Source organism: Paraburkholderia sp. RL17-373-BIF-A, assembly GCF_046030175.1.
Taxonomy (GTDB): domain Bacteria; phylum Pseudomonadota; class Gammaproteobacteria; order Burkholderiales; family Burkholderiaceae; genus Paraburkholderia.
Genome location: NZ_JARESO010000316.1, coordinates 1 through 886, shown reverse-complemented (window position 1 = coordinate 886; position 886 = coordinate 1). Strand labels below are relative to the sequence as shown.

The window sequence follows — 886 nt, the reverse complement described above, 5'->3', positions numbered from 1 at the left end:
TACGGCACCGAGTAATAGTGCTGATCAAGCTCAACGTGATAGTCCGGCCCGATACGCGCGACCTTCCACTCCGCGTACTGATAGGGCTGCTCGGGCAAGGGCCTGAGTGCCGGACGATCGATTTCGTCGAAGACGCTACGGCGGGAGCCGGGCAGTTTCTTGAAGGGCCGGTTGTTCAGATCGCCCAGCAACGCGGCGACCGCCCGGTTGGCCTCGCCCAGGCTGAAGAAGCGCTGGTTGCGCAGGCGGGCGAGGACCCATCTCTGCACCAGGAGGACCGACAGCTCTGCTTTCGGCTTGTCCCTCGGTTTTTTACTGCGAGCCGGGATCACAGCCACGGAGTAATGCCTGGCCATTTCCTGGTAGGTTGGATTGATGTCCGGATCGTAGAACCCCGGCTTGTGGACGCCCGATTTCAGATTGTCGGGCACCAGGATCTCGACCAGGCCGTCATAGAACGCGAAGGCGCGCACGTGCGAGCCGATCCAGTCGGGCAACTGCTGGGTCCAGGTGAGCTCCGCGAAGGTAAAACCGGACACGCCGAGGGCGGCGACGAACAGCTCAGCCTCGCGGACTTCACCGGTGTCCGGATTGATGATGCCGAGCTTCTTGCCAGAGTAGTCGACGAACAGCTTCTGGCCCGGTGCGTGCGTTTGCCGCATCGTGACAGGAAGCCGCTGCGCCCATTCCTGGTAAGCCTTGCAGAACCAGCTGTAGCCGCAGCCGTCCGGATGCTGCGCCTTGTATTCCTGCCACAGCAGATCGAGCGTGACGCCTTTCCTGCCGATCTCGCGATGCACCACCGGCCAGTCCGGCATGCCGCGCGTTGGCTCGCGCCGCGCCGGTGGCGGATACAGCCTCGCCTCGAGCGCCGCATCGTCCGTCC

General features: G+C 63.7%; 1 protein-coding gene. It reads right to left on the bottom strand.

Annotation, left to right across the window (positions count from 1 at the left end; all coding sequences use genetic code 11):
- Nucleotides 1-886, bottom strand: an 886-nt coding sequence (gene istA / locus P0D80_RS50595; RefSeq protein WP_408296383.1) for an IS21 family transposase, incomplete at both ends; no start/stop codon positions are given.